Source organism: Tritonibacter sp. SIMBA_163, assembly GCF_046535935.1.
GTDB classification, from domain to species: Bacteria; Pseudomonadota; Alphaproteobacteria; order Rhodobacterales; family Rhodobacteraceae; genus Epibacterium; species Epibacterium scottomollicae.
In genome coordinates this window covers 597,589-616,467 of the sequence record NZ_JAWJBP010000001.1, presented here as the reverse complement: position 1 = coordinate 616,467, position 18,879 = coordinate 597,589, and the positions used below count along the sequence as shown (strand labels likewise).

The 18,879-nt window shown below is 62.7% G+C and carries 20 protein-coding genes; 10 read left to right on the top strand and 10 right to left on the bottom strand.

What is annotated here, in order from left to right; translation table 11 throughout:
* Positions 1-103: 103 nt before the first annotated feature.
* A complete protein-coding gene (locus R0J92_RS02860) occupies positions 104-868 on the bottom strand; it encodes a hypothetical protein (protein WP_411050651.1) in 765 nt (254 codons plus the stop codon).
* On the opposite strand from R0J92_RS02860, the gene R0J92_RS02855 reads away from it, so the two are divergent.
* Complete coding sequence (locus tag R0J92_RS02855) at positions 867-1,304, top strand: PACE efflux transporter (RefSeq protein WP_411050650.1); 438 nt, start codon at positions 867-869, stop codon at positions 1,302-1,304. The two genes, R0J92_RS02860 and R0J92_RS02855, sit on opposite strands and share 2 nt — an antisense overlap.
* 69 nt (positions 1,305-1,373) lie before the next feature.
* On the opposite strand, the gene rpiA is transcribed toward R0J92_RS02855, so the two are convergent.
* The gene (gene rpiA, locus R0J92_RS02850; RefSeq protein ID WP_411050649.1) at positions 1,374-2,162 is read right to left on the bottom strand and encodes a ribose-5-phosphate isomerase RpiA; all 789 of its coding nucleotides are present in this window, start codon (positions 2,160-2,162) and stop codon (positions 1,374-1,376) included.
* 389 nt (positions 2,163-2,551) lie between these two features.
* Between rpiA and R0J92_RS02845 the strand changes: the two genes are divergently transcribed.
* From R0J92_RS02845 to R0J92_RS02835, 3 genes are all read left to right on the top strand, one after another.
* Positions 2,552-3,259 (top strand): glutathione S-transferase family protein, encoded by a 708-nt coding sequence (locus tag R0J92_RS02845; protein ID WP_411050648.1) that lies wholly within the window; start codon positions 2,552-2,554, stop codon positions 3,257-3,259.
* Positions 3,260-4,633 (top strand): L-serine ammonia-lyase, encoded by a 1,374-nt coding sequence (locus tag R0J92_RS02840; protein WP_106162923.1) that lies wholly within the window; start codon positions 3,260-3,262, stop codon positions 4,631-4,633. It begins immediately after the preceding gene.
* 247 nt (positions 4,634-4,880) lie between these two features.
* Positions 4,881-5,861 carry a DMT family transporter gene (locus R0J92_RS02835; protein ID WP_411050647.1) on the top strand — a complete coding sequence of 327 codons (981 nt, stop codon included), beginning with the start codon at positions 4,881-4,883 and terminating at the stop codon, positions 5,859-5,861.
* On the opposite strand, the gene R0J92_RS02830 is transcribed toward R0J92_RS02835, so the two are convergent.
* Positions 5,812-6,498, bottom strand: a complete 687-nt coding sequence (locus tag R0J92_RS02830; protein ID WP_411050646.1) for a thiamine diphosphokinase — start codon at positions 6,496-6,498, stop codon at positions 5,812-5,814. The two genes, R0J92_RS02835 and R0J92_RS02830, sit on opposite strands and share 50 nt — an antisense overlap.
* Before the next feature lie 138 nt (positions 6,499-6,636).
* Between R0J92_RS02830 and R0J92_RS02825 the strand changes: the two genes are divergently transcribed.
* On the top strand, positions 6,637-8,817 hold the full coding sequence (locus tag R0J92_RS02825) for a chemotaxis protein CheA (RefSeq protein WP_411050645.1): 2,181 nt from the start codon (positions 6,637-6,639) through the stop codon (positions 8,815-8,817).
* 273 nt (positions 8,818-9,090) lie between these two features.
* On the opposite strand, the gene R0J92_RS02820 is transcribed toward R0J92_RS02825, so the two are convergent.
* From R0J92_RS02820 to nthA, 5 genes are all read right to left on the bottom strand, one after another.
* Positions 9,091-9,336 (bottom strand): DUF2842 domain-containing protein, encoded by a 246-nt coding sequence (locus R0J92_RS02820; RefSeq protein WP_106162927.1) that lies wholly within the window; start codon positions 9,334-9,336, stop codon positions 9,091-9,093.
* Positions 9,336-10,649 carry an adenylosuccinate synthase gene (locus R0J92_RS02815; protein WP_106162928.1) on the bottom strand — a complete coding sequence of 438 codons (1,314 nt, stop codon included), beginning with the start codon at positions 10,647-10,649 and terminating at the stop codon, positions 9,336-9,338. The genes R0J92_RS02820 and R0J92_RS02815 overlap by 1 nt, the downstream gene beginning before the upstream one ends.
* Positions 10,650-10,770: 121 nt before the next feature.
* Positions 10,771-11,103 carry a nitrile hydratase accessory protein gene (locus tag R0J92_RS02810; RefSeq protein WP_411050791.1) on the bottom strand — a complete coding sequence of 111 codons (333 nt, stop codon included), beginning with the start codon at positions 11,101-11,103 and terminating at the stop codon, positions 10,771-10,773.
* Positions 11,104-11,105: 2 nt separating this feature from the next.
* Complete coding sequence (gene nthB / locus R0J92_RS02805; protein ID WP_411050644.1) at positions 11,106-11,816, bottom strand: nitrile hydratase subunit beta; 711 nt, start codon at positions 11,814-11,816, stop codon at positions 11,106-11,108.
* Positions 11,813-12,463, bottom strand: a complete 651-nt coding sequence (gene nthA, locus R0J92_RS02800) for a nitrile hydratase subunit alpha (protein ID WP_411050643.1) — start codon at positions 12,461-12,463, stop codon at positions 11,813-11,815. Before nthA ends, nthB begins: the two co-directional genes overlap by 4 nt.
* 153 nt (positions 12,464-12,616) lie before the next feature.
* Here nthA and secG point away from each other — a divergent pair, with 153 nt between their 5' ends.
* The 5 genes from secG to R0J92_RS02775 all read left to right on the top strand — a co-directional run bounded on the left by secG (position 12,617) and on the right by R0J92_RS02775 (position 17,159).
* Positions 12,617-12,982 carry a preprotein translocase subunit SecG gene (secG, locus tag R0J92_RS02795; RefSeq protein ID WP_106162931.1) on the top strand — a complete coding sequence of 122 codons (366 nt, stop codon included), beginning with the start codon at positions 12,617-12,619 and terminating at the stop codon, positions 12,980-12,982.
* A gap of 223 nt (positions 12,983-13,205) precedes the next feature.
* Positions 13,206-14,849: a CTP synthase gene (locus tag R0J92_RS02790; RefSeq protein ID WP_106162932.1), complete on the top strand. Its 1,644-nt coding sequence runs from the start codon at positions 13,206-13,208 to the stop codon at positions 14,847-14,849.
* Between the two features lie 127 nt (positions 14,850-14,976).
* The gene (locus R0J92_RS02785) at positions 14,977-15,348 is read left to right on the top strand and encodes a VOC family protein (protein WP_411050642.1); all 372 of its coding nucleotides are present in this window, start codon (positions 14,977-14,979) and stop codon (positions 15,346-15,348) included.
* Positions 15,349-15,442: 94 nt separating this feature from the next.
* Positions 15,443-15,862, top strand: a complete 420-nt coding sequence (locus tag R0J92_RS02780; protein ID WP_317386661.1) for a hypothetical protein — start codon at positions 15,443-15,445, stop codon at positions 15,860-15,862.
* A 394-nt stretch (positions 15,863-16,256) separates the two neighbouring features.
* A complete protein-coding gene (locus R0J92_RS02775; RefSeq protein WP_411050641.1) occupies positions 16,257-17,159 on the top strand; it encodes a fructose bisphosphate aldolase in 903 nt (300 codons plus the stop codon).
* A 102-nt stretch (positions 17,160-17,261) separates the two neighbouring features.
* On the opposite strand, the gene R0J92_RS02770 is transcribed toward R0J92_RS02775, so the two are convergent.
* Positions 17,262-17,987: a sterol desaturase family protein gene (locus tag R0J92_RS02770; protein ID WP_411050640.1), complete on the bottom strand. Its 726-nt coding sequence runs from the start codon at positions 17,985-17,987 to the stop codon at positions 17,262-17,264.
* Between the two features lie 63 nt (positions 17,988-18,050).
* Positions 18,051-18,848 carry a crotonase/enoyl-CoA hydratase family protein gene (locus R0J92_RS02765; protein WP_411050639.1) on the bottom strand — a complete coding sequence of 266 codons (798 nt, stop codon included), beginning with the start codon at positions 18,846-18,848 and terminating at the stop codon, positions 18,051-18,053.
* Between the last annotated feature and the right edge of the window lie 31 nt (positions 18,849-18,879).

Here is an 18,879-nt window from a genome sequence, read left to right as displayed (position 1 = left end):
TGTGAATTGCCAGTGTCGCAAGTGGGGGCGCGGCGTGACTTTTCATATGCCTGTCAGGGCTTTTGTCGCAAAAGCGTGAAGTCCGCGTGAAGAACAACGCGTGCTATTTCTGACTGCGCCACTCTGGCCAGTAGCGATCCAGCGCCGCCTGAGCCCGTGCGACCTCAGGGTCGACAGGGTTTGAACACTTCGGATCAAGGGGCACAATTTTGAACGTCAGATCATTGCGCGTCCCGAGCGGGACCTGTGCCCGGACACGCAGCCGCGCATAGCCGGTGAGCACACTCTTCGGCGTATAAGCGACAGACACAACATCCGCCCAGCGCAGTGCGCAGGTTGCCCCTTTCTTCGTTCCATAATGAATGCCCCAAGCGTTCATGCGCAACAAGAGATCGTTCCGCGAGCCTCGTAAACACAGCACCATAATCGTCCCGCCAGTCCCGAGGCTCCAGATATCACGCAGGAGTTTAGGTCCAGAGAACCACGCGAGGATACTCTCGGGCAGAAGGGATGTCAGAACCGGCGGACTTGCGACCAACAGCAGAAGAATGAGCCACAAGGGAGGCTTGTCCCTCATCGGGAAATCTGCGGTGGGTGATCCGTCGTGCTGATCAGGCTTCTCAGAATACATCGGCGCCAAATCCAAATTGCAAAAAGCAAAAATACAATAAGCGCGCACCTGCGAGTTTTTGGATCGTCCTGTCAAGACGCATACCCAACATGCAACGCCACACCGGGGCTTGAAAAATGCCCGCCACTCTCCCAGATTGCGATCCGTTGGGGACGACCCCGACAATGGCTCTGCCACGATGGCGCGGCCGTTGGTTTTGCCTCGGGACGACCCGACCATGAAGATGAGGTCGCCCATGCGCTCCCCCCTTGACCGTATCCGTCATGCCCTGAGTTTTGAGATCATCGCGTTGTTGATGGTTATCCCGCTGGGGGCCTATCTGTTCCACCTCCCCATTCATGACATCGGGGCGGTCGGCGTGGTCAGCGCCACGCTCGCGACATTGTGGAACTTCGTCTACAACTACGCCTTTGATAGCATTCTGAAACGCCGGACGGGCACGACGCTGAAAACCACACCGATACGGGTCTTTCACGCGGTGCTGTTTGAGGTCGGCCTGCTGCTGGTCCTGATGCCATTTATCGCCTGGTATCTCGGCGTAAGTCTCTGGCAGGCCTTCGTGATGGATGTGTCCTTCGCCCTGTTCTACATGGCCTATGCCTTTTGCTTCAACTGGGCCTACGACCGGCTGTTTCCCCTGCCGGAGTGGCAGAACGTCCGGCAGGGCAGCTAAGGAGCAGGGGCGCGCGCCCTTCGTGCGCGCCCGGCACGGCGGGCCTGGGCGGGCCTGGGACCGGCGCGCCTACTCGCTCAGGTCGGTGAACAGGTTCTCATCATCGACAAAGTCGATGCGATCAGTCTCCACCGTGCCCTCGTTGATGTCGCGCACCTCCACCTTGCCGTCACCATAGCCGATCACCACCGTATCGCAGATGTCGATGAACAGCCCGTTCTCCACCACGCCGGGGATCTGGTTCATGACCAGCGCCAACTGACGCGGATTGCCGATACGGGTCAGATGCAGATCGAGAATGTGATTGCCCTCATCCGTGACATAGGGGCTGGCACCATTCATCCGCAGGGTGGAGGTCCGGCCCATCACATCCATCGAGATCAGCGTTTCCTCGACCAGGGCCTGTGTGGTCTGCCAGCCGAAGGGGATAACCTCGATCGGCAACGGAAAGGCCCCCAGTGTTGCCACCTCCTTGGCCTTGTCGGCGATCACAACCATCTGGTCCGAGGCGGTGGCCACGATCTTCTCGTGCAGCAACGCGCCACCACCTCCCTTGATCAGGTTCAGATCGCTGTCAAATTCATCCGCCCCATCAATGGTCAAATCGAGCCATTTGGCCTCATCCAGAGTGATCACCTCGATGCCAACTTCACGCGCCAGCGCGGCTGTGCGGGCAGAGGTAGGCACGCCGGTGATCTTCAGACCATCCTCGCGCACCATCTCGCCAAGACAGCGCACCAGCCAAGCGGCCGTGGACCCGGTCCCAAGCCCCACGCGCATGCCGTCCTCGACCATTTCAGCGGCCCGTTTGGCGGCCACGAACTTGGCCTTGTCGATAGGGGAAAGCTCTCCGCTCATGATCTCGTGACCTCCGTGTGTTTGAATTGGACGATGACTGCACTCACCGATTTTGCAAGAGGTATAGGCCGATTGTCCGCCCTGTGCGAGGGACGAAGTGGCACCCGAAATGCGCATCGCCTCTAAGGCAAGCGCTGCGATCCACGCCTGCCAACGCGTCAGAAAGCACCGCTGCGAGGTTCCCCAAGCGCCGCGCGCCATAGGCGCGCGGCGCGGGTCGGTTCGGGCCTTGCCCGAAGCGAAAACCCTAATGCCACAGGCAGATCATGAACAGATCGCCGCAACGGTTGCACTCAGGCACATATAACATAGATTGCAGCTGCGCGTTTCCTATCGGAAACGTCGGAAACGAACGCTTCGCGGCGGCGGAGCGAGACTAGGATCGCCGCATGACTGCACCGCTTCGCCTTCACTATGCGCCCGACAACGCCTCGCTCATCCTGCGATTGGCGCTGGAAGAGCTTGGGCTGGACTATGAGGCGGTGCTGGTGGATCGCAAGACCCGCGGCCAAACTGCACCGCACTACTTGCGAATGAACCCGAATGGCACCATCCCGGTGCTGGAAACGCCCGATGGTGCGATGTTCGAGACCGCTGCTATCCTGCTCTGGCTCGCCGACCGGGAGCGCCGCCTGCTGCCGGCACCGGAGGCGCCCGCGCGCGGCAGATGTCTCACCTGGCTGTTCTGGTGCTCCAACACGCTGCATATCGACCTGCGCCAGAGCTTCTATCCAGAGAAATACATCGGCGATGACCGCGCCCATCAGGCGCAGCTGCGCGCCATGCTGCGCGGGCGCCTGCAGAATGATCTGCGCATGATCGACGCCGCCCTGCGGCAGGCGCCCGCATTGGCCGGCGGCGATCAGCCGACGGTGCTTGACCTCTACCTGCCCTGTCTGTTGCGATGGACCAAGCTCTACGCCGACCCGCCCGAGGCGCCCTGGTTCGACCTCGCCACCTACCCAGCCCTGCTGCATGTCTGCCAACGGGCCGAGACCCGCGCCAGCACCCATGCGGCGCAACGTGCCGAAGGGCTGGGCGCCACGCCCTTCACCGCCCCCATACTCGCCACCCCTCCAGAAGGATCAGCCACCTAAATGTTCCTCTCCGTCTTCGACATGTTCAAGGTCGGCATCGGCCCGTCCTCCTCGCACACCATGGGCCCGATGGTCGCGGCTGCGCGCTTTCTCGACATGATGCGCGCGTCGCCCTTTGCCTTTCACGGGCTGCGGGCCTCGCTGCATGGCTCGCTGGCCTTCACCGGCGTCGGCCATGCCACTGATCGCGCCACAATCCTCGGCCTCGCCGGGTTCCGGCCCGACACCTACGACGACGACAAGGCCGAGGCGACCCTGGCCGCCATCAACGAGACCGGCACCATCGAACTGGACGGTCTTGGCACTCTGCGCTTTGATCCCAAGGCAGACATGATCTTCGACTACGATCATGCGCTCACCGGCCACGCCAACGGCATGGTGCTGATGGCCACCGATGCGCAGGGCGATGTCACCCTGCGGCAGGTGTTCTACTCCGTCGGCGGCGGCTTTGTGCTGACCGAAGAAGAACTGGCGCAGGGCAAGGCGACCGATGAGGGCGACCCGATCCCCTACCCTTTTAAATCCGCCGTCGAGATGCTGGAGATGGCAAAATCCTCCGGCCTGACCATCGCCCAGATGAAACGCGCCAATGAGGTGTCGCGCGGCTGCGAAGAAAGCCTCAACCGCGGCACCGCGCGGCTCTGGCAGGTGATGAACGACTGCATCAACCGCGGGTTGGAGCGCGATGGCATCCTGCCCGGCGGCCTCAAGGTGCGCCGCCGCGCCAAGGGCATTTATGATGCGCTGATGGCCGAGCGTGGCATGAACCTGACCGCGCCGCATACGATCAACGACTGGATGAGCGTCTACGCCATGGCGGTGAACGAGGAAAACGCCGCCGGGGGACAGGTGGTGACCGCCCCCACCAATGGCGCGGCAGGCGTGTTGCCTGCGGTGCTGCGCTATTACCTCGACCATGTGCCGGGGGCGTCGGAGAAACACATGGAGGATTTCCTGCTAACCGCCGCTGCGATCGGGGGGCTGGTCAAATACAATGCCTCGATCTCGGGCGCCGAGGCGGGCTGCCAGGCCGAGGTGGGGTCCGCCGCCGCCATGGCTGCTGCCGGTCTCTGTGCCGTCATGGGCGGCAGCGTGGAGCAGGTCGAGAATGCCGCCGAGATCGCGCTGGAACATCACCTCGGGATGACCTGCGATCCGGTCAAGGGGCTGGTGCAGGTGCCCTGCATCGAACGCAACGGTCTCGGCGCGATCAAGGCGGTCTCTGCCGCCTCGCTGGCCCTGCGCGGCGACGGCGAGCATTTTGTGCCCTTGGATGCGGTGATCGAGACCATGCGCCAGACCGGTCAGGATATGCATGAGAAGTACAAGGAAACCTCGCTTGGTGGCCTTGCAGTGAACGTACCGAACTGCTGACACAAGGCCCCCCAATCGACGCGCGTGCCAAACACGGGGGCTGCTCCCGCCCGTGCGACCCGCATTGAAAATGCGGCCCCTCCGGTTGGGCCGAGCGCGCCGCGCCCCCCGCAGGGGCGCGCGGTGCGAGTCGCTTCGGGCATAGCCCGAAGCGAATGCCCGAACGACGGCGGCTCTGACTGCTATTGCAAACTCCTGAACATCTTCAGCACTTGCCAAGGTCCCACCCCGCCCCTAGCGTCCCCTCATGAGTACCTCCTCCGCAGCCCAAAGCCGCTCCGAGACAGATCGCCCCTTGCTCGGCATTGCCCTGATGCTGGGCTTCTGCGCCTTGATCCCGCTTGGCGATGCGGTGGCAAAGATCCTCTCCACCCGCATCCCCGTCGGGCAGATCGTCCTGGCCCGTTTTGCCGCACAGGGCCTCATCCTCGCCCCGGTTGCCCTGATGCTGGGGATCTCACTGCGCTTACCTTCCCGCGTGATGCCGAAGGTCATCCTGCGCACGCTGCTGCAGATGGCCGGGATCACCGCAATGTTCATGGCCCTGCGCTACCTGCCGCTGGCCGATGCGGTGGCGATTGCCTTCGTGATGCCCTTCATCATGTTGCTCTTGGGCAAATACGTCCTGAAGGAAGAAGTCGGCCTGCGCCGCTTGCTGGCCTGCGTGGTGGGCTTTGCCGGTACCATGCTGGTGATCCAGCCGAGCTTTGCCGAGGTCGGCCTCAACGCGCTCTGGCCACTTGCTGTGGCGGTGATCTTCTCAGTCTTCATGATGGTCACCCGCACCCTCGCCCGCGACACCGACCCGATCGCCATCCAGGCGGTCTCCGGCGGCATTGCCTGCCTGTTGATGGCCGGTTTTTTCGCGCTGGGTTACGGCTTTTCCATTGAGGAGCTGAACACCACCCTGCCCGCGACACCGGAACTGGAGCTTCTGGCCCTTGCAGGCGTGCTTGGGACGATGGCGCATCTGCTGATGACCTGGTCGCTGCGCTACGCGCCGACCAGCACGCTGGCCTCGATGCAATATCTTGAAATTCCGGTGGCGGTCTTTGTCGGCTGGCTGGTGTTTTCTGAACTGCCCAACAGTATCGCGGCCTGTGGCATCGCGCTGACCGTGGCGGCCGGGCTCTATGCTGTCTTGCGCGAACGGCAGGTCAACCGCGCCGCGCGCGAGGTCAATCCCGCTGCAACGACGGAGAGCGGCCTGCCCGCATCGCCGGAATAAGCGCCGGCAGGCAGTCTCGCGGCAGCAGCGCCAGCAACCCCGGCCCATCTGCCTCGATCCGGATCGCCCCAGTGGCACGATTCGAGGTTCCAATCCGCGACATGGGCGACAGATCAAGCCCCTCGATGGGCCATTCCAGCCCGCTGGACCGCCCCGTCACCGGTGCCAGTGGAAACAGCGAGACCACATCGCCCGGTGTCAGCTCCAGCTCAAGTGGCGCCGTCACATGCACCACGACCTCATGCGCCCCGATCAGAATACAGGGCGTGTCATGCGGTTGCGCCAAGACGTGCAGGGCCGCCAGTTGGTGATCCACCCTCGCCCCGAGGAACCCCACAGCCAGTATCAGCGGCGCGGTGACCGCCCTCACGGCCTTATCGAAATCAGTGGTTTCCTGTTCAGGTACATGATGCAGTATACTGTCTGACAGGGATGATCGTGTAGCTGCAGAGAGCGAGTCGAAATCGCCGATCACCGCGCGCGGCTCATAGCCCAGACGCAGCGCCTGATCGGCACCGCCATCGGCCGCAACCAGAAACGGCGCATAGCTCAGGGCGTCCGCAAGGTCGGACTTTGCCACCTCTCCGCCGCCAATCAGCGTTACCGGGGCGGTTTCATGAACAATCACCTCTGTCATGAGAGGATACCTCGCAGAAATGGAAACAAGCCACAATCTAAACACAAAATTATACGAACAATTGCTAGGATTCGGGCCGAATTTGACCTGAGGATGAATAGGGTGAACGGTGCGACTTTGGTGAGGACGAACCGACAAATGGTACATAATAACAAAGTTCTAACGGTTTCTTATGGGACGTTTTCATGCACGCTCGAGGGGTTTGAGGACTCCTTTGGCACCATGAAGGTGATCGCTGAGTATTTTCGCGACCTCGCATCTGATGATCGCTACTTTGGCGCAGAGCCTCCACAGCCCGACGCCGACATGCTGGCCCGTATCGCCCAGAAAGAGATCGCCCGTCAGGTCGAGGCCCGCAGCGGCGAAGGTGGCATCCATCTGCGCGCGGCGGCGGCCGCCGAGCAGCCACCTGCGCCGGCCCAACCCGCCCTGACTTCAGCACCTTCAACCGCAGCCGAGGTCGCGCCCTCCGTGTCCGAAGCGCCGCAGACTGATTCGCAGCCCGAGAACCCGACGCCCACGCAGTCCTTCGCGGCTGCTGAGGATGCAGAATCCACCGATGCAGAAACCGCGACGGCGCGCGACGAGGACGACACGGACAACGACGCCTCCGACGCCATCCTCTGGAGCGTCAACACCACGCTCACCCCGGCTGAGCCCGTGGCCGCGGCAGACCCGGACGCCGAAGACATCACCCCGGCGTCGCCAGCCCCAGCACAGCCGCGTGAAGATACCGTACCTGCGCAGGACAGCATTGCCGCCAAGCTGCAGCGCATCCGCGCGGTTGTGGCAAAAACGCCCGCAGACAACGATGATTTCACCGAAGATGAGCACGCAGAGACCGTCGTCACAGAGGAGACCTCCGAACTGGAGGATGTCCTGACCACCGGCGATGACGCGGACAGCGAAGCGGTATCTGCCTCCGAAGAGGAATCGGTCAGCGACATACTGGACCGGCTGGACCTCACCGGGTCGCGCGCCGCATCCCGTGACGCGGCCGAAGATCCCGCCGATGAGATCGAAGAACAGGCCGTCGCTCAGGAGATCGAGGACGAGGCTGAAATCCAGCCGGAACACGCGCCCGTGGCCGCAACGCCCCCGACCGCAGCATCACCTGTCGATGCAGAAGCTGCCGATGCAGGAGCCGCCAGTTCAGGACCGGCAGGGGACCCGCCACGCGAAAAGGTAACGCCACGCCGCCCCAAGCAAGGCCGAGTGATCCGCGTGAAGCGGGCTCAGGTCGACCCCAATCTGATCGACGCAACCGCCGAGCCTGTGGCCGAACCGCAGCCCTCCGAACCGTCCAAGACGCCCGCCCTCGCCGCTGCCAGCAGCCTGTCCGAGGATGACGAGGCCGATTTGGCTGCGGAACTGGCAGCCGTTGAGGCCGAGCTTCTGGCATCTTCGACAGACAGGGCTGACGATGACGCTGCGAAGGATGACACTTCGGAGGAAGAGGACGCGCCTTATGTCACGCCGCAAGCCAGCCAGCATTTCGCTGACAGTGGCAGCGCAGCAGACGAAGCGGCCTCCGCCCGCCCGGCACGCGACATTCTTACGTCACGCGACAGCGCCTCGGATGGGGATGTGTCGCGCCTGATGGCCGCAGCAGATCACCGGCTAAACGACGAAGACGCCACGACGTCACGCGAGACCTACAATCAGCTGCGCGCAGCCGTGGCCGCCGCTCAGGCCGACAGTGACGGGTCCGACGAGGCCCGCCGCGAGGCGCGCACCCGCGCCTTCCGCGATGATCTGGCCAGCGTTGTGCGCCCCGGTCGCCCCGCCTCCGACGCAACGGGCGATACCGCGGCAGAACCGATGCGCGCAAAGGCGCCGTCCGCACCGCTGAAATTGGTTGCGGAACAGCGCATCGACCCGTCGGAGAAACACACTCCCTCCGAGGTTGCCTCGGCCGTGGCCGAAGGCGCACGCCAGGCGGCCACCGCGCCTGTGCGCCCGCGTCGCGTCTCCAGCGCGCTTCTGACACCAGAGCCAGATGAGGCCACGAGCGCGACCCAGCAGGACGGCGCGTTTGCTGACTATGCGTCGGACAAAGGAGCTGTCGAGCTAAGTGAACTGCTGGAGGCCGCGGCCTCTTACATGAGTTTTGTCGAAGGACGCGAAAGTTTCTCCCGGCCGCAGCTGATCAACAAGGTTCGGACGCTGGACACGGCCAAGGATGGCTTCAACCGCGAAGATGGCCTGCGCTCGTTTGGGCTGCTGCTGCGCGAAGGCAAGCTGAAGAAAGCGTCAAACGGCCGCTTCTCAGTATCTTCCCAGATTGGCTTTCGCCCCGACAATCGCGCTGCGGGCTGAACACGCCCCGGTCTGCACCAGAGAGATCACATGCAAAACGCCGCCCCATTCCGGAGCGGCGTTTTGCATATCAAGTGATCAAACACGCCCTGTGCGCCCGTCAAAATGCGCATTGAAAGAGAGGTTTTTCGCTTCGGGCTTTGCCCGAAGCGCCCGGCGCCGCACCCCCTTGGGGGGTGCGGCGCCGGGCCCAACTGGACGATGTGTTCCGCCAGGGACACTGAGACCAGGCGGGAGCCTCCCCCGCCCTTTGGTCCCCGACCGTTATGTCAGCTACTTCGGGTGTTCGTCGTGCAGCGCGTCCGGGTCTTCCTTGCCCACGCCCTTGAACACGAATTTGAAGGGCAGCACCCAGGCCACGCCCAGCGCGACATAAACCAGAAGTTCGAGCCAGAGCGGCGGACGATCTAGAAGGTTCAGGACCGTCACCGCCAATACGATATAAACCGGCATCCCCACCAAGAGGATCACCAGCGCCCAGATCCGGCGGGCGCGATAGCTCAGACCCTCGCGCGCCATCAGTCGGCGAAGGGATCGGTCACCAGAATGGTGTCGTCCCGCTCCGGGCTGGTGGACAGAAGCGCGACGGGGCATTGGATCAGCTCCTCGACGCGGCGCACGTATTTGATCGCATTCGCCGGCAGGTCCGCCCAGGAGCGCGCGCCCTCGGTGGATTCGCTCCAGCCTTCCAGCTCCTCGTAGATCGGCTTGCAGCGCGCCTGCTGGTCGGCGGCAGTGGGCAGGTAGTCCAGCCGTTCGCCGTCCAGGTCGTAGCCGGTGCAGATTTTTAGCGTCTCAAACCCGTCCAGAACATCGAGCTTGGTCAAGGAAATACCGTTGATGCCGGACGTGGCACAGGTCTGGCGCACGAGGCAGGCATCGAACCAGCCGCAGCGGCGCTGACGGCCGGTGGTGGTGCCGAACTCATGGCCACGGGTGCCGAGCCGGTCGCCATCTGCGTCGGGCTTGCCCTCGGCGTCCAGTAGCTCGGTCGGGAACGGCCCTTCGCCGACGCGGGTGGTATAGGCCTTCACGATGCCCAGCACATAATCGATCGAATTGGGGCCAATTCCGACGCCGGTGGCGGCCTGGCCTGCGATCACATTCGACGAAGTAACAAACGGATAGGTGCCGAAATCAATGTCCAGCAGCGCGCCCTGAGCGCCTTCGAACAGGATGCGTTTGCCGGCCTTGCGCTTCTCGTTCATCACCTTCCAGACCGGGGCCGCAAAAGGCAGGATCTCGCCGGCGATCTCTTTCAGCAATGCCACCAGAGCATCGCGGTCGATCGCTTCCACACCCAGACCCTTGCGCAGCGGGTCATGGTGCTGCAGCGCGCGATCCACGCGGGCCTCCAGTGTTGCGTGATCGGCGAGATCAGCGACGCGGATGGCACGGCGGCCGACCTTGTCCTCATAGGCGGGGCCGATGCCACGCCCGGTGGTGCCGATCTTGGTGCCCTTGGAGGCGGCCTCTTCACGGGCGCGGTCCAGCTCACCGTGGAACGGCATGATCAGCGGCGTGTTTTCCGCGATCATCAGCGTCTCTGGCGTGATCTCCACGCCTTGCGCGCGCACCGTGGCGATCTCCTTCATCAGGTGCCAGGGGTCAAGCACAACCCCATTACCGATGACCGAGAGCTTGCCGCCGCGCACCACACCCGAGGGCAGCGCGTGCAGCTTGTACACCTTGCTGTCGATGACCAGCGTGTGGCCGGCATTGTGGCCGCCCTGAAAGCGCGCGATCACATCGGCGCGTTCGCTGAGCCAGTCAACGATCTTGCCTTTACCTTCATCGCCCCATTGGGCGCCGACTACCACGACATTGGCCATCTCAGGTCCTTTGCATGCTGGGTTGAAACCGACGCCCCGTATAGCGAGCCGGTGCGGGCGATGAAACCGGAAACTTCTATCAGACGCGACTTCACCGCAATCACGGCACTCAATGCTGCTGTCAGACGCCCTCTGGCAAATGCACCGGCTGGCCATGCGGGGTTGCGAGGTAGGCACGTTCCCAGCCCTGCTTCACATGCTCGACCTCGGTGGCCGTCACATGTCCTTCGGCGGTCATCATGGCTTCGATGGTCGCCAGCCAGATCTCAAAGTAATCGTCCCCACCGTTCAGCTCCCGCGCCAGCCCGGCCTCCTGAAGCGCAGCAGAGAACTGCGTGACCCATTCGGGCCAGGTGAACAGGCCACTTTCATTCAAATGCACGGCCAGAGCAAAGGCCTGCGCATGCCAAGGCGCCTCAAACACCGGCGTGGGGAGAGTGTCACATTGCGGCATGGTCACACGGGCTCCAGATAGCTTTGCCACAGATCCAGCACCACCTCGTCGCCGGGATGCTCGGCATGTGGCCACAGCGCGCCAGCCTTGAACACCACCGCATAAAGTGGCTCCGGCGCCTCGCCCAGACCGTGGGCATTGGAGTCCGGCAGCACGTGACTGCCATGTTGGCGCAGGATCACCCCCTGCGCGGCACTGGCATAGGTCGGCAGCCGGGTGTGACCGCCATCCACCAGCGTATTGGCGCTGCGCCGGGTGCGCACGCGATCTCCGGGCTGGAATCGCACCTCCACCGCGCTGGCGCGATCCGCGGGACCACCCGCTGCCAACACACCCGCGACCTTTTGAGCTGCCAGTCGGCGCGGGCTGAGTGGATGCACCTTGGCAGGGTGTTCGCCCTCCGACGCGCCCTCCGATACGATGCCCGGCGCGTCACGCAGATCCTCACGGCTCAACACCCCCTGCTCCACCAGCAGATTGGCCAAGGCTGCCATCCATTTCTCGTAATAGCTGAACCGGGCGTAATCCACAGGGCTGAGCCGCTCGCGCGCATGGCGCGACATATCGATGTTCCACTGGCCGAGCGAGCCACATGCCAGCGTCACTGCAAGCGCGCGGGCGTGCCAATCCTCGGAGAAGACCGGCGCGTCCTCCGCTTCGGGTTCAATCTGGCCGTCACCGTAACGCCCCCCCATGTCATGAAGACGGCTCACCGCTGCGCCCCCCGGGCTGAGGCGTCGTCTGGCTGGAGGGCAAGGCCGGTGCCAATCATCGAATCACGGCTGACCAGCCGCTCCAACGCCTCGACGCTCCAGCCCTCGGTTCCTGCCGGACGCATCGGCAGCACCAGATAGCGGACCTCGGCGGTGGAGTCCCAGACACGCACGGCCACCTCGGCAGGCAGGGTCACGCCAAATTCCGCCAGCACCTTGCGCGGCTCCCTCACGGCGCGGGCGCGATAAGCGTCAGACTTGTACCACCCCGGCGGAATGCCCAGCAGCGGCCACGGATAACAGCTGCACAGGGTGCAGACGACCATGTTGTGGCGCGCGGGCGTATTTTCCACCACCACTACATGTTCGCCCTGCCGCCCATTGAGGTCGAGCTTTGCCAGAACCGTATCTGCATCTGCCAGCAGCGCCTCGCGAAACTTTGGCTCTGCCCAAGCCCGGGCGACCACGCGGGCGCCATTTTGCGGGCCGATATGGTTTTCGTAAGTGTCGATGATTTCATCCAAGGCAGCCGGATCGATCAGCCCCTTTCGGGTTAGAATCGTCTCCAGCGCCCGCACCCGGAGCACCGGGTCAGAGGGCAAATGGGAATGCGGCTGGCTGTGCGGGTCATCTATGTCATGCGGCATGATCTGGACCTTGCCCTTGCAAATGCGCCCTGTCCAGATGTTCGAGACGGAATGACAGGCCACAGGGGCGGGCACGCCGTAACTCGGCCCTTGCCCCGACCGGCAATCTTCCCTATGAACCGCTCGATACTCAGCCAACAGCCGCAGGAACCTATGGAAAACGTCGTTCTCATCATCCATCTTCTTCTGGCGCTCGGCCTCATTGCCGTTGTTCTTCTGCAACGCTCCGAAGGCGGAGGACTTGGCATGGGTGGCGGCGGTGGCGGCGGCGCCATGAGCGGACGTGCCGCAGCAACCGCATTGAGCAAGATCACATGGGTTCTGGCCATCGCGTTCATCGCGACCTCCATCACCCTCACGGTGTTGGCAGCACAGAAATCCAGCCGTTCCTCGATCACCGACGGTCTCGGCACACCGGCGGAAAATGGCGCACCCTCCGCGCCCGCTTCTCCCTTGGGCAGCGACCTGCTGCCGCCGAGCCAGGACGAAAACGCGCCGCTGGTACCCAGCGCCGACTAACCTACAAAACCTAGACAAACTTTCGGGAACCGTAACAGCATCTTGCGGTTCCCTTGCGCATGCTGTGCGAATCTGATAGTTGTTAAGTCCCGTGATGCTGCGGTTTTTCCGGCGTGAAAATTCACGTTTTGAACAACCGCCGGGCAGCTAGAGATCCGGGGGTTCCCGGGTCGCGACTGAACCGATTTGGACCTGACACGATCTCACGGGGGCAGCCGAAAACATGGCGCGTTTCATCTTTATTACTGGCGGTGTTGTTTCATCACTGGGCAAAGGGCTGGCATCCGCCGCTCTTGGCGCGCTGCTGCAGGCGCGGGGCTACTCGGTACGCCTGCGTAAACTCGATCCGTATCTGAACGTCGATCCGGGCACCATGAGCCCGTTTGAGCACGGCGAAGTCTTCGTGACGGATGACGGTGCGGAAACCGACCTCGACCTAGGCCACTACGAGCGTTTCACAGGTGTGCCTGCGCGCAATACCGACTCGATCTCCTCCGGCCGGATCTACACCAACGTGCTGGAGAAGGAGCGCCGCGGCGACTACCTCGGCAAGACCATTCAGGTGATTCCGCACGTCACCAACGAGATCAAGGACTTCATCTCCATTGGTGAGGATGAGGTCGATTTCATGCTCTGCGAGATTGGCGGCACCGTGGGCGACATCGAAGGGCTGCCCTTCTTTGAGGCCATTCGCCAGTTCAGCCAGGATAAGCCGCGCGGTCAGTGTATCTTCATGCACCTGACGCTCCTGCCCTACATCAAGGCCTCTGGCGAGCTGAAGACCAAACCGACCCAGCACTCCGTGAAGGAGCTGCGCTCCATCGGTCTGGCCCCCGATATTCTGGTCTGCCGTTCCGAGGGTCCGATCCCCGTGAAGGAACGCGAAAAGCTCGCGTTGTTCTGCAACGTGCGCGCCGATAGCGTGATCGCGGCGCAGGATCTGAAATCCATCTACGAGGCGCCGCTGGCCTATCACCGCGAAGGTCTCGATCAGGCGGTTCTGGACGCCTTTGGCATCGCCCCTGCCCCGCGCCCGACGCTGGATACCTGGGAAGACGTGGCCGACCGCATCTACAACCCCGAGGGTGAGGTCAAAGTCGCCATCGTCGGCAAATACACCCAGCTTGAGGACGCCTATAAATCCATCGCCGAGGCGCTGACCCATGGCGGTATGGCGAACCGGGTGAAGGTGCGTATCGAATGGGTCGACGCGGAGCTGTTCGACACGGAAGACGCGACACCCTACCTGCAAGGTTTCCACGCGATCCTCGTCCCCGGCGGCTTTGGCGAGCGCGGCACCGAAGGTAAGATCAAGGCGGCGCAATATGCCCGCGAGCATAAGGTGCCTTACCTTGGCATCTGCCTCGGCATGCAAATGGCGGTGATCGAAGCCGCCCGCAATGTGGCGGGCATCGAGGAAGCAGGTTCGGAAGAGTTTGACCATGAGGCGGGTAAAAAGCGTTTTGAACCCGTGGTTTACCACCTAAAGGAATGGGTGCAGGGCAACCACCGGGTCAGCCGCAGCGCCGATGACGACAAGGGCGGCACCATGCGCCTGGGCTCTTATGATGCATCTCTGGCCGAGGGCTCTCGGGTGGCAGAGGTCTACGAAAGCACCACCATCGAGGAACGCCACCGTCACCGCTATGAGGTCGACATCAAGTACCGTGACAAGCTTGAGGCCTGCGGGTTGAAATTCACCGGCATGAGCCCCGATGGCCGCCTGCCGGAGATCGTGGAATGGACCGACCACCCGTGGTTCATTGGCGTGCAGTTCCATCCGGAGCTGAAGTCCAAGCCGTTCAATCCACATCCGCTGTTCAAGGACTTCGTCCGCGCGGCCAAGGAAACGTCGCGTCTGGTCTGAGGCCAGGAACGTCTGCCATAGCAGCATGATTTTAGGAGGGCATCCCAACGCGGGGTGCCCTTTTTTGTTATCTTGGCACGAGAGTTGAGGGGTGCAACACTCTCGTCCAAGCTAGAAGGAGCGAGCTATGCAAGCTGGACTGGGCCGCATCATTCTCTACACGAGGCACATCGACGAGATGGTCGCGTTCTACACCGTGCTGTTCGGCTACACCCGACAGGATGTTCCGGGGGACCGCATCGTCGAGCTGCGCCCGTCCACCGCGGGCATACCAATCCTTCTGCACCCGGCCGCCCGCAGCCAGAAACAGGGGCAGGCCTGCGTGAAACTGGTCTTTGACGTCGCAGATGTCTCCGCATTCTGCGCCGACGCTGCTGATGCCGGGTTTGCCTTTGGGACTATACACGATGCTGATGGCTACCAGTTTTCCAATTGCAAGGACCCCAGCGGCAACTCGGTCTCCGTGTCCAGTCGCGCCGGAAGCTCTGCAAACAATTGATCTTTGTTAGCAATTTGGAAGCCTGAATCGCCTATCGTCCCGAGTCGACGATGCGATCAAAGCGAGGCCGAGAATGGCCGCTGGAGACAAGCAAATGCCAGAAACAGGCAAGGAGCCCCGGGAAGAGTTCCCGGTGATCGGAACCGAAGAGGTCCCGGCCGTCTTTTTCGACGGGGACAAGCTGCTCTTGTGTTACGAGGTCGCGCCGATCGCCGGCGGCGGGCTGGCCATTCTGGAATTCGATGACGTGCTGGATTTTCGTGTCGACCCGATGAATGTCGATGAGCTGTCCGATTCCCCCTACCCGGTATCCGCCTGGAATATCACCGAGATCTGCGGCAGCGAGAAGGCCGCACGCTGGGCCGCAATGGATGCCCGCTACTGGAGCCTGTCGTTCAGCGACATGACCCTGACGGTGCTGTTCGACACCGTACGCCTGGCTGGACGCACCCGCGAAAAGCGCGCGCCCCAACTGGCATTGCGCCATTTCATCGGCTCGGCAGCCGCCGCCTAGGCAGCCATGCCAGCTTCCTGCCCAACTGGAATCGCCGGAGCGCCCCGCTGCAGGACTGCTACGATGCGGCGCCGGTCTCACCGGCTCTGTCGGCAATGCGGTCGGGTTCGTGCATCGGACTGAGGTGTCTGCGCAGTTTGTGCAGGCTCACTGGCATTGAAAACGTCAACACCTCCGGCCAGCGGTGCAGCCGTCAGGCCGCGCCAGTCATAATCGCCCTCATCATTCTGGAGATGCACGACATGGCCGCACATGCTCCCAATGGGGGCGTTTTTTCGCTGGATCACGGCCTAGGTTAGCGCAACCACCAGAAAGCGCTTGTTGTTTCTCTCATCGGCGGCGGTATAGAAGGAGCGACACAACACCCGTGCATTTCCCAAGGAGGCCGCGCGTCATGGCGACAGACACCGCAACCCATGAGCAACAGTTTGACCGCATCGCAACCGGCGAGGGCTTCATCGCCGCGCTGGATCAGTCCGGTGGCTCCACCCCCAAGGCGCTGGCGCTCTATGGAGTGATGGAAGATGCCTATTCGAACGATGAGGAAATGTTCGCCGAAATCCAGAAGATGCGCGCCCGCATCATCACCGCCCCGGATTTCAACAGCAAAAAGATCCTCGGCGCGATCCTGTTTGAAAAGACTATGGACAATGCCATCGATGGTACGCCAGTGCCGACCTACCTGTGGGAAAAATGTGGCGTGGTGCCCTTCCTGAAAGTGGACAAGGGTCTTGCGGATGAGGCCGACGGCGTACAGCTGATGAAGCCGATGCCCGATCTCGATGCGCTGCTCACGCGTGCCAAGGCTGCCGGAATCTTCGGCACCAAGATGCGCTCGGTGGTCAAAGACGCCAATGCGGCTGGCATCAAATCCGTGGTTGCGCAGCAGTTCGAGGTTGGCCTGCAGATTGCCAAGGCGGGTCTGGTGCCGATCATCGAACCAGAAGTCGACATCCACTCCGCCAGCAAATCCGAGGCCGAGTCGCTGTTGAAGGCGGAGATCGCCGCACAGCTGGACGCCCTGCCCTCCGGCACCAAGGTGGCGCTGAAGCTGACCATCCCCAATGAGGCCGGTCTGTATGATAGCCTGGCCGATCATGCCGCCGTGGTGCGCGTGGTGGCCCTGTCGGGCGGCTATTTCACCGATGACGCCTGCGAACGGCTGTCCAAGAACGGCAAGATGATAGCCTCCTTCAGCCGCGCGCTGACCGAGGGGCTGAACGCTGGCATGTCGGATGCCGACTACAATGCCGCGCTGGGGGCGAATATCGACAAGATCTATAAGGCCTCGATCTGATCTTGGCTCCTACGGGGGCACATTCCATATGAATTGAAACGGGCCGCAACAACAGTTGCGGCCCGTCTGTTTTGGATCGGGTCAAAAGACGACCAGAGGACATCAGCCGCGGGCGGCGCGGGCGATGTCCTCTGTGCTGAGGTCGTAGCGCTGCGCAAACCGCAGGCGTGCCGCTACCAGACGCGGGTCATCGGGGCTCATGCCCAGCGTGCGGATGAACTCGATGCGCTGTTGACGCTTCAGCGCCTCGCGGTCGATGGCAGTGCCCATGGCGCGGTCGATCACCTCGCCGCCGGGTGACACATGGAACCATTTGGAGAAGTCGCGAAAGTGATGCTGGTTGTGCAGCTGGGTCACATGGCGCTCCACCCGCGTTTTGCTCACGTTCAAATGCGCGGTCATGTGGAACCACTCGTAACCAAGAAAGGTTGCCACGCCCCCGACCAGCACGATCGCCGCCGCCAGAGACAGTGCATGCGGCGGCACCACCAGCCACAACAGCCCGTAAATCACCGCAAAATTTACCGCCAGCATCGGCAGCGCCACCCAGATCGGCGCGAAGAACAGCTGGTGATTGGTGGGGAAGTCATGGTGGCCGTAATGCGCCTGATAGAGCAGATCAAAGGCCCATTGGCGACGCGGCGGCTTCAGGTGAAAGATATAGCGATGCAGCCCGTATTCATTGAGCATCTGCAGGCCTACTCCCAGCACGACAAAGCCCCACTGCCAGGTCGCCCCCTGCAACAAAAGGATCGCCAGACCCAGCCCCACCGCGCCCAGCATCACCGGCACCGATGGGTGCGACAGCAAGAGTTTCAACCGCATCATGTCCGCTCCTCCCCGATTGGACCTGTCTGTTGGGCCGCCCATCGGGCTCCCGTTTTGAATGGTCTACTTAAAGACCGGCGCGCGTTTCTGCATATTGGCCATGACCACTTCCATCTGTTCCGGCTTGCCGATCAGCGCCGCCTGCTCTTCGCTTTCGCGCAAAAGCACCTCGGCACTGCTGGCACCGCTCTCGGCATAGGCAACCAGACGTTTTGCAGCACAGATGGCATTAGGACCCTTGCCCGCGATCTCAGTGGCCAGCGCCTGCGCACGGGCCAGCGGATCCTCCGCGATCTCGGTCACCAAGCCCCAACGTTCGGCCTGCGTCGCCTCCACCGGCGTGGCGGTATAGGTCAGCAGCCGCAACACATCCGAGCGCACCAGCTGCGGCAGCAGCGCCATGCCGCCCATGTCGGGGATCAGGCCCCATTTCATCTCCATAACCGCCAGTTTGGCCTCCGGTGCCGCGATCCGGATATCCGCCCCCAGTGCAATCTGCAGACCGGCCCCGAAGGTGGCCCCGTGCAGGGCGGCAATCACCGGGATCTCCAGTGCGCGCCACAGCATTGCCACCGCCTGAAAATCATTCGCCTCCCCCTCGGTGCGGTCCATGATCCAAGCGCTGTCTTTCATCTGTCCCATGGCGGCAAAGCTCATCACGTCCAGCCCGGCGCAAAAGCTCTTGCCCGCCCCCGACAGCACCACCGCGCGCGCGTCTGACGCAGCGACCTCATGGGCGGCGGCGATCACGGCGGCGAGCATGTCCTTGTCGACGGCGTTCATCTTGTCGGCGCGGGTCAGCGTGACATGGGCGACATGGTCGCGGATCTCGACTGAAACGCGGGCGTTGTCCTCTGCCATGATGGCTCCTCCCTCTGGCAATCTCTCTTGT